The following is a 9,455-nucleotide window of genomic DNA, read 5'->3' as shown; positions in this document are numbered from 1 at the left end:
TTCTTCCGATACCCCTCTTTCCGATTGGGTTTGCAAAGGTGAGAAGAAAAATTTTATTTTCAAAACCAATCTCAAATAAAATTTTATTTCTTTTTGAGTGGACATTCAAAGATAAATCTTATCTATTCTTCTTATTTCAGCTCTCATTCCCCTCGTTTGGGAATGCAAAGGTGCACAACCTTTATGGATTTGGCAACAGTTTGCAGAGAATAAAGTTACGGGTTTTCTTAAACTACCTGAAGATCACCTTTAAAAAGTTTATCGCCGCTCAAAAAGTTTCCACAGAGACAAAAAAAAGAACCGGCCGAAGGCCGGTTCTGGGGTCATTTCATAATCGTTTGGGTCCTATCAGGGCCCACGGAAACCATTTTAATCGGCACATTTAATTCTTTTTCCAAAAACGAAACATACTCCTTTAGCTCCTGAGGCATATCCTCATACTTATTTACCTCTGCCAATGAGCAGTTCCAGCCTTTTAGGGTTTGATAAACCGGCTGGGCGTCTATTTCTGAAATCTCGAATGACAACTTGTCGATCTTTGAGCCATCTGGCAACTCATAATGAGTACATACTTTAATATTTTCGAAAATATTAAGCACGTCAGCCTTCATCATAAACAATTGCGTAACGCCATTGATCATGATACTGTACTTGAGAGCAGGCAGGTCAATCCAGCCACATCGGCGGGGACGACCAGTGGTGGAACCAAACTCATTCCCCTCTTTTCTCATCCTTTCACCATCCTCATCAAACAATTCCGTAGGGAACGGTCCACTACCAACCCTTGTGCAGTACGCCTTAAATATACCGAAGACCTCCCCAATAACCGAAGGCGCTACACCAAGACCAGTACAAGCCCCTGCAGTCATCGTGCTGCTGCTGGTCACAAAGGGATAACTTCCAAAATCAATATCCAACAAAGAGCCTTGAGCTCCTTCTGCCAAAACCCTTTGCCCATTTGACAACTCCTCGTTTACCTCATATTCACTATCGATAAGGTTTAAGCCTCTGAAAAACTCAACCGCATCGAAAAACGCTTTTTCTAACTCAGGCAGATCTTTGAGGTCGTACTCATAGAATCCTAGGACAGATTTATGCTTGTTGACAAGCTCAGTGTATTTTTTATCAAAGTCAGGGCTTAAGATATCCCCTACCCTCAAGGCGACTCTTCCGATTTTATCTTGATAAGTTGGACCGATCCCCTTTAACGTAGAGCCAATTTTATTCTCCCCTCTGGATTTTTCATAAGCTGCATCCAGCAATTTGTGGGTAGGAATAATAATGGTGGCTTTCTTAGAGATGAAGAGGTTTTGATTGACGGACATGTTGAATTTGCCAAGGCCTTCAATCTCTCTTTTAAGCACCACAGGATCCAGCACCACCCCGTTACCGATAATATTCTTCAGGTTTTCTCTAAAAATACCACTCGGGATTTGATGCAGCACGTGTTTAATACCGTCAAACTCCAATGTATGGCCCGCATTTGGACCTCCCTGAAATCTGGCAACCACATTGTACTTTGGAGCAAGGTAGTCTACCACTTTCCCTTTTCCTTCATCACCCCATTGTAGACCTAAAAGAACGTCCATTTTCATATTTTATATAATTATCTTGAAGTAGATTATTTTCTTTTGAGGCGTGAAGTTTGCGATTCATTGAAAATATTACAAGGAAAAACGGGTATTTATTATTTTCAAATTGCCCTGAAGACCTACTGCCCCAAAATTGAAAAAGCCCTGCTTCATATGAAACAAGGCTTCTATAGAATACTAAAATCCCATATTTCAAGCTCCAATTTTCTCCTTGGCCTCCTCCACGGAATCAAAAACATTGAAAATATTATTCAGCTTGGTGATGATCAAAAGCTTCTTTACATGTTCTGACGGTGAAGTGAGATAAACTTCGCCGTCGGCATTTCTCATCTTGGTAAGCATGGTAATCAGCACCCCTATTCCACTGGAACTGATATACCTCACATCCTTTAGATCGATTATACAAACTTTAATCTTGTCATTTACTGCGTCCGAAACTACCTCTACCAACCTGGGACCAATTTCATCCCCTATTAAATCGCCTTTAATTTTCAAAATCAATAAGCCATCCTCTTTGATGGCGTCATAGCTAACTTTCATATGCAGGTCTGTTTTCGCAGTTTTCCTTGTTACAATTTCCGTAAAGTATTAATGAATGGTGGATGATATTAAAATTAAGAACCTCTCCTACCGTATTTTGAATATTCTGAATGCGCGGGTCGCAGAATTCCATCACTTGGTGGCATTCCGTACAGATCAAGTGATCGTGTTGCTTGTACCCATAGGACTTTTCATATTGAGCCAAGTTTTTGCCAAACTGATGTTTGGTCACCAAGTCGCACTCCACCAGAAGGTCCAACGTATTATATACAGTGGCCCTACTGACGCGGTAGTTCTTGTTTTTCATGCTGATGTAAAGGGACTCCACATCAAAATGGCCTCCCCTACCATAGATTTCCTCCAAAATCGCATAGCGTTCGGGAGTCTTCCTTAGCTTTTTGTTCTCTAGATAGGCTGTAAAGATTTTTTTCACCTCCTCAAAGAGGGTTTCGTTCAGGGCCATTCGTTATTTAGATTGTTATTTCTACAAATATACATGAGAAAACCAGAAAAGATTCCATCTAATCAAAGCGAGTAACCTTGATTACGCCATTTACCTTCATGAGGTTTCTAATAAGGTTGTCGAGATGCTGAGTACTGTGAACATATAACTTAATAGAACCTTCAAAAATCCCACTGTCAGAATCCACGGTGATGGACCTCATGTTGACCTTCAATTCATTTGAAATAACCTTGGTGACGTCATTGATCAAACCTACCCTATCGGTACCCACTATTTTAAGGCCGGCGAGAAATGCAATTTCCTGCTGACTCGTCCACCTGGCCTTTATCACCCGATTTCCGTGGTTGGACAGAAGCTCGAGGGCATTTGGACAGGAGGTACGGTGGATCTTGATGCCCTCATTGACTGTGACAAAACCGAAAACATCATCTCCAGGGATGGGATTACAGCATTTTGCCAAAATGTAATCCACCACATCCATATCCTCCCCTATCAATAACTGGTCGTGGCTTGGGCCTTTGAGGTTTTTGATCTCCTTGACAAAAGAAGGCTCATCGACGATTTTATGCGCACTCTCTGATTTGCTCTTCTCCTTCTTATTGTCTTTAAACTCCTTGAAGCTTTTGATCGAAGTTGGATCAATTATCCCTTTCCCTACCTTATAATAAAACTCATTAGGCGTTTTGGTTTCAAAAAAAGCTCTCAGTTGTTCTACTGCCACAGAGGAGAAATCCATCTTCATCTGCTTTAGCTTTCTTTGGACGATCTCCTTACCGTCCAAAATGACCGACTTTTTATCCTCCCGAAGGGCATCTTTGATTTTGGCCTTAGCCCGGGAAGTCACCACCGACTTTAGCCAATCCTCATTCGGTTTCTGTTTGTTGGAGGTCAAAATCTCCACCTGATCACCATTTTTCAAGGGATGGCTTATGCTTACCAGTTTTTGGTTCACCTTGGCACCTATGCATTTTGCCCCTACCTCAGTATGGATGTCGAATGCGAAGTCTAAAGCAGTAGCCCCAAACGGCAACACTTTTAGGTCACCCTTAGGGGTAAATACGAATACCTCGTCATGAAACAGGTTGCTGCGAAAATCATCCATGAACTCAATTGCAGAACCGTCATTGGTCTCCATCAGAGCCCTCACCTGGGTGATCCATTCATCGAGTCCCCTGCTTGCTTTACCAGGAGAGTCCTTTTCCTTGTATTTCCAGTGGGCAGCATATCCCCTTTCGGCGATATCGTCCATTCTCTGGGTTCGGATCTGCACCTCTACCCACTGCCCTGTGTTACTCATCACGGTGGTATGCAGGGATTCGTAGCCGTTGGCCCTCGGGGTACTGATCCAGTCCCTCAATCGGTCGGGATTGGGCCTGTAAAAATCTGTCACTATGGAGTAAACCTGCCAGCAATCCGCTTTTTCATTTTCATAGGGAGTATCTATAATTATTCTGATAGCAAACAGATCATATACCTCCTCAAAGGGAATGTTCTGTTTTTTCATTTTATTATAGATAGAATAGATAGACTTGGGCCTTCCTTTTATATTATAATTAAAATTCAGGGAGGTCAATTCTTTTTCTATCGGAGCGATGAAGTTTTTAATAAACCGATTTCTGGATAGCCTTGTCTCACTTATTTTCTGGGAGATGAAATCGTAGGTTTCTGTATCGGTATACTTCAAGTAAAGATCCTCCAGCTCCGATTTTATGGCATATAGACCCAGTCTATGCGCCAAAGGGGCATAGAGATACATGGTTTCGGATGCAATTTTGAGCTGCTTGTGCCTTGGCATGCTCTCCAGAGTACGCATGTTATTAAGTCTATCGGCAAGTTTGATCAAGATCACCCTTACATCATCCGAAAGAGTAAGCAGCATCTTTCGGAAATTCTCCGCCTGCTGGGAGCTACCATACTCAAATACCCCGGAAATTTTGGTCAACCCATCAATGATCTGGGTTACTTTGGGACCAAATTCCCTTTGGATGTCCTCCAGCTCCCACTCGGTATCCTCTACTACATCGTGGAGCAGGGCCGCCACGATACTGGTGGTGCCAAGTCCGATTTCTTCCACACAGACCAGAGCAACTTCCAAAGGATGGTAAATATAAGGTTCCCCGGATTTGCGTCGCATTTCCTTGTGGGCCTCACTGGATACATTAAAAGCTTTCTTGATAATTTTGGCATCTCCTGGCTTTAATACCGGCTTAGCCATCCGTAATAACTTCCTATATCTTTTTAGAATTTCTTTCCTTTCTAACTCTAGATCTACTTTAATCATATAATCGAAGTTATAACAAAACTTTTTTTATTGATAGGGGTGATTTGCATATTTTTAAACCTTGTAAACAAGAAGCTCATTTTCAAACAAATAGTAAACCAACACAAATTGGAGCCGGTATGTTGGGTGATTTTTTTTCAAATTTTTATCGGATTTTATTCCTCTAACTATTGCCAGAAAGAATTTCTTTATTACCTTTGCACTCACATTAGAGACGCGGATGTGGCGAAATTGGTAGACGCACTAGACTTAGGATCTAGCGCCGCGAGGCATGGGGGTTCGAGTCCCTTCATCCGCACTTACAGACCCTCGATCACGGTCCTGACACAACTCAGGATCGAGGTTGAGGGTTTTTAGTTCATTCATAGAAACTTATAATCAATACTACCTTGGAAATCAAATTAGATAAGCATTCTGCAAATGAAGCTTCCATTAAAATTAATTTAATTGAAGCAGATTATCAACCAAAAGTTGATGCAAAACTGAAGGACTATGCCAAGAAGGCCAATATCAAGGGCTTTCGTCCAGGTAAGGCTCCCATTTCTATGGTGAAAAACCTTTACGGCACTTCTGTGCTGGTAGATGAGATCAACGATATCCTTTCTTCTTCGCTGAATGAATATATCAAAGAACAGCCTTTCCGTATTTTGGGAGAGCCGCTTCCGGTAGTGGAAAGTGCTGCAAACATTGATTGGAAGAACCAGAAGGAATTTGAATTCGAATATAAAATAGGTTTCGTTGAAGATGTAGACATCAAGCTTGACGAATCTCTTGAAGCTACCGCTTACTCTATTGAAGTGGACGACAAGGTGATGAACGAAGCGATCGAAAACCTTAAGAAGCAGTATGGCAAGATGACCAACCCTGAGGTAAGCGAAGAAAACGACTTCCTTTACGGGGACTTAAAATCTGCTGACGGTTCTTTTGAGAAGACTCTATCCCTTCCCCTATCTAAAATGGACGGAAGATCAGTAAAGAAATTCATCGGTGTTGAAAAAGGCGCGGTGATTGAATTTGATCCTTCTAAAGCTATCAAAACTGATCTTGCTGAAGTACTTGACATGTCAGAAGAAGAGGCTGCCGAAATTTCAGGTACTTACACCTTCACAGTTCAAAACATCAACAGAACTGAGGAAGCTCAATTGGATCAAGAATTCTTTGACAAAGTATTTGGACCAAATGAAGTAAGCACTGAAGAGGAGTTCAAAAACAAGGTGAAGGAAATCATGTCTGAAAACTATGACAGAGAAACCAAAACCTTCACTGAAGAGCAAATCAAGGATAAATTAGTAGATACGGCTAACATTGAATTGCCAGAAACCTTCTTGAAAGAGTGGTTGGGCAAGGCCAATGAGAATGTAAGCGAGGAAGATATCGCCAAGGAATACCCTATGTACGCTAAGCAATTGGTTTGGTCATTGATCTCCAACAAGATCGCCAAAGACAATGAGATCAAAGCTGAGCACGAAGAGGTAATCGAGAAAACTAAAGAAATGATCCGTGAGCAATTGGCTTCTTCTGGCTTAGGTGCCCAAATGGAAGACAACATGGACATGTTTGTTGACAACTACCTTAAAGGCAACGAAGGTCAGAACTACATGCAGATGCTGACCTCAGTACAAAACGAGAAAGTTTTGGGCTTTGTAAGAGAGAAGATCAAGATGAAAGAAGAAAAAATTAGCCTTGATCAATTCAAGGAGCTTTTGGCAAACTAATTGTTAATATATTCGTTAATAAAAAGTCCTTTTTTAAGGGCTTTTTTTATTTTTGTATAGACTTAAAACTACAACGCATGATTAACAAAGACGAATTCAGAAAATACGCCATTCATAACCAGGGAGTGAGCGGTACAGCTTTTGACCAATATACCAGCCATATCGAGAACATGACGAGGTCGGTAATTGAGGAAAGACCTACGAATTTCCGCGAAATTGATGTTTTTTCAAGGTTGATCATGGATAGAATTATTTTCTTGGGCACCCAAGTAGATGACCATATTGCCAATATCATCACCGCTCAATTGCTATTTTTGGAGTCTGTAGATGCCAAGAAAGATATCCTTCTCTACATCAATAGCCCGGGTGGTTCCGTGTATGCCGGATTAGGTATTTATGACACCATGCAATATATTGCTCCTGAAGTGGGAACTATTTGCACCGGTTTAGCTGCTTCTATGGGAGCGGTATTGTTGGCAGGAGGTGCTGCAGGCAAGCGCTCTGCATTGCCTCACTCTCGAGTGATGATCCACCAGCCACTAGGCGGTGCCCAGGGGCAGGCCTCCGATATTGAAATCACAGCTCGCCAGATCTTGATCCTTAAGCAGGAGCTATATGAAATCCTTGCCCTTCATTCTGGTAAAGATATCGAAGAGATCGAAAAGCACAGTGACAGAGATTATTGGATGAGAGCCCCTGAAGCCCAGGAATACGGCCTTATCGACGAAGTATTAGTTAGAAAGAAATAAACCATGGCTCAAGTTACATGCTCCTTTTGTGGGAGGAATAAAAAGGATGTGGACCTAATGGTCTCAGGGATTTCAGCGCATATCTGTAATCACTGTATCGAACAGGCTAACCAAATTCTTGGTGAAGAGGAAAAAACCAAAAAGTACGACTCGAAATTCAAGTTTAAGCTTAAAAAACCAAAGGAGCTTACCGAGTACCTTAACAATTATGTGATCGGCCAGCAGGACGCCAAAAAAGTGCTTTCTGTAGCCGTTTACAATCATTACAAGAGATTGGACCAAAAAATCAATACTGATGATGAAATCAAGATTGAGAAATCCAATATCATAATGGTGGGTGATACAGGTACGGGTAAAACCTATTTGGCCAAAACCTTGGCTAAGGTTTTAGAGGTGCCTTTCTGTATAGCAGATGCTACTGTACTTACTGAAGCTGGTTATGTGGGCGAAGATGTGGAAAGCATTTTGACCAGATTGCTACAAGCGGCAGACTACAACGTAGAAGCGGCAGAAAGAGGGATTGTGTACATTGATGAGATCGACAAAATCTCCAGAAAATCAGACAATCCATCCATCACCAGAGACGTGAGTGGAGAGGGCGTACAGCAGGCCTTATTGAAGCTTTTGGAAGGTACTGTAGTAAATGTGCCGCCACAAGGTGGACGAAAGCATCCAGACCAAAAGATGATAGCGGTAAATACCGAAAACATACTCTTCATCTGCGGTGGTGCTTTTGATGGTATTGCCAGACATATTGCCAACAGACTCAACACCCAGCCACTTGGATTCTCCAAGAAAACCGAATTCAACCAGCTGGATAGAGACAACCTGCTACAGTATGTGACAGCGCCTGATTTGAAATCCTTTGGCCTTATACCGGAATTGATCGGCAGATTGCCAGTGCTTACCCACTTGGATCCATTGGACAAGGCCGCCTTGAAAAGCATCCTGACCGAACCTAAAAACGCCTTGACCAAGCAATACGAAAAACTGCTTGAAATGGAGAATGTCAAGGTTACATTTGAGGAAAGTGGTATCGACTATATAGTGGAGAAAGCAATGGAATACAACCTCGGCGCCCGTGGACTTCGCTCCATTTGCGAAGCCATCATCACAGATGCCATGTACGAATTGCCATCTGACAAGACAGTTAAAGAGCTGGTTATTGACGAAAAATACGCCATGCAGCAATTTGACAAGTCTAAGTTTAAGAAGTTGCAGGTGGCTTAAAAAGCACTATATTATAAATAAAAAACAGCCTTGGATCATTCCAAGGCTGTTTTTTTTAGTCAATTATTTTCTCAGCGTATGATAATCTTCCATACTTATCGATTCCCTGCACGACCACTCTGAAGCTATTGGAAACATCATTGTTGAAGAAGTCGATTTCCGCTTCATTTCCGGACCAAGCCACAAAGGGATTCCAATAAAGAGTATTCCTGAAGTCTGGTTTGGGTGATTTTTCCTCGTCATATTTTGGAACATAGAATTCCCGTGCAGTTGAATAACCTGAATATTTGATATGGAGCACCCCTTCAGATTGATAAAATCCCCCTCCACCTTTGGTATAGACAGCTATTATTCCATTATCGGTTATAGACCCAAACCTGGCATTGCTCTGTCCGGCCAAAAACACTTCTATAGTCAAAACATCTGTAGGATTAATCGCACTGAATTCCTCAAAATCCACTTCTTGATTATTAACAAAAAGCAGAGGGGGAGGAGGATTCCCCTTGGTAAGAGGAACAAATACACCTTGGATTTTAAAAGTTAATTGGGGAGGTATGACTATGTTCCCCATTTCATCTTTAACCGGTATCACTGATACACCCGGCAACCTTCCTTGAATGAACTGGGCTATAGTGTAGTTTTCATGGGCATCATGATAATCAGCCGCCCTAAGTATATGGTCTCCTTTACCGTAGATTCTTGTGATCCCATCATCTTCGTCTACAACTTGGTTGCCCCTTACCACAAACTCCTCCATTAAAATCTCATCCCCTCCCGTGATATTCAGTTCAACCTTGCGCTTTTCCTGGGCTGTTTCCAAAAACTCCCTCAATGAGGGATTGATTGTCTAAAACGGAGGTCACTGGGCCATAGTTTACGCTGATA

General features: G+C 41.9%; 8 protein-coding genes and 1 tRNA gene. 4 read left to right on the top strand and 5 right to left on the bottom strand.

Annotation, left to right across the window (positions count from 1 at the left end; all coding sequences use genetic code 11):
- Positions 1 to 323 precede the first annotated feature (323 nt).
- The 4 genes from KIH41_RS17685 to KIH41_RS17670 form a co-directional block, all read right to left on the bottom strand.
- Entirely contained in the window at positions 324 to 1,595 is a 1,272-nt protein-coding gene (locus KIH41_RS17685) for an adenylosuccinate synthase (protein ID WP_213946808.1), read from the bottom strand.
- Between the two features lie 189 nt (positions 1,596 to 1,784).
- Complete coding sequence (locus tag KIH41_RS17680) at positions 1,785 to 2,132, bottom strand: STAS domain-containing protein (RefSeq protein WP_213946809.1); 348 nt, start codon at positions 2,130 to 2,132, stop codon at positions 1,785 to 1,787.
- Positions 2,122 to 2,595: a Fur family transcriptional regulator gene (locus KIH41_RS17675; RefSeq protein WP_213946810.1), complete on the bottom strand. Its 474-nt coding sequence runs from the start codon at positions 2,593 to 2,595 to the stop codon at positions 2,122 to 2,124. The genes KIH41_RS17680 and KIH41_RS17675 overlap by 11 nt, the downstream gene beginning before the upstream one ends.
- Before the next feature lie 58 nt (positions 2,596 to 2,653).
- On the bottom strand, positions 2,654 to 4,876 hold the full coding sequence (locus KIH41_RS17670; protein WP_213946811.1) for a RelA/SpoT family protein: 2,223 nt from the start codon (positions 4,874 to 4,876) through the stop codon (positions 2,654 to 2,656).
- A gap of 216 nt (positions 4,877 to 5,092) precedes the next feature.
- On the opposite strand from KIH41_RS17670, the gene KIH41_RS17665 reads away from it, so the two are divergent.
- From KIH41_RS17665 to clpX, 4 genes are all read left to right on the top strand, one after another.
- Positions 5,093 to 5,174 (top strand) — tRNA-Leu (locus KIH41_RS17665).
- Positions 5,175 to 5,265: 91 nt separating this feature from the next.
- Positions 5,266 to 6,591 (top strand): trigger factor, encoded by a 1,326-nt coding sequence (tig, locus tag KIH41_RS17660; RefSeq protein WP_213946812.1) that lies wholly within the window; start codon positions 5,266 to 5,268, stop codon positions 6,589 to 6,591.
- 77 nt (positions 6,592 to 6,668) lie between these two features.
- Positions 6,669 to 7,340: an ATP-dependent Clp protease proteolytic subunit gene (locus KIH41_RS17655; RefSeq protein ID WP_262897981.1), complete on the top strand. Its 672-nt coding sequence runs from the start codon at positions 6,669 to 6,671 to the stop codon at positions 7,338 to 7,340.
- Between the two features lie 3 nt (positions 7,341 to 7,343).
- Entirely contained in the window at positions 7,344 to 8,570 is a 1,227-nt protein-coding gene (gene clpX / locus KIH41_RS17650; RefSeq protein ID WP_213946813.1) for an ATP-dependent Clp protease ATP-binding subunit ClpX, read from the top strand.
- Between the two features lie 55 nt (positions 8,571 to 8,625).
- Here the strand turns inward: clpX and KIH41_RS17645 are convergent, their stop codons facing one another.
- Positions 8,626 to 9,390, bottom strand: a complete 765-nt coding sequence (locus KIH41_RS17645) for a hypothetical protein (protein ID WP_214163285.1) — start codon at positions 9,388 to 9,390, stop codon at positions 8,626 to 8,628.
- Positions 9,391 to 9,455 lie beyond the last annotated feature (65 nt).

This window comes from Litoribacter ruber (genome assembly GCF_018500185.1).
Classification (GTDB): domain Bacteria; phylum Bacteroidota; class Bacteroidia; order Cytophagales; family Cyclobacteriaceae; genus Litoribacter; species Litoribacter ruber.
Note: the sequence above shows the minus strand (reverse complement) of the source record. Positions and strands in the feature narration are given on the sequence as shown.

Bases quoted from the DNA above. Each gene is read 5' to 3' on its own strand.
- clpX (WP_213946813.1), top strand. From the start codon at position 7,344: ATGGCTCAAGTTACATGCTCCTTTTGTGGGAGGAATAAAAAGGATGTG.
- KIH41_RS17675 (WP_213946810.1), bottom strand. From the start codon at position 2,595: ATGGCCCTGAACGAAACCCTCTTTGAGGAGGTGAAAAAAATCTTTACA.
- KIH41_RS17685 (WP_213946808.1), bottom strand. From the start codon at position 1,595: ATGAAAATGGACGTTCTTTTAGGTCTACAATGGGGTGATGAAGGAAAA.
- KIH41_RS17670 (WP_213946811.1), bottom strand. From the start codon at position 4,876: ATGATTAAAGTAGATCTAGAGTTAGAAAGGAAAGAAATTCTAAAAAGA.
- KIH41_RS17655 (WP_262897981.1), top strand. From the start codon at position 6,669: ATGATTAACAAAGACGAATTCAGAAAATACGCCATTCATAACCAGGGA.
- KIH41_RS17680 (WP_213946809.1), bottom strand. From the start codon at position 2,132: ATGAAAGTTAGCTATGACGCCATCAAAGAGGATGGCTTATTGATTTTG.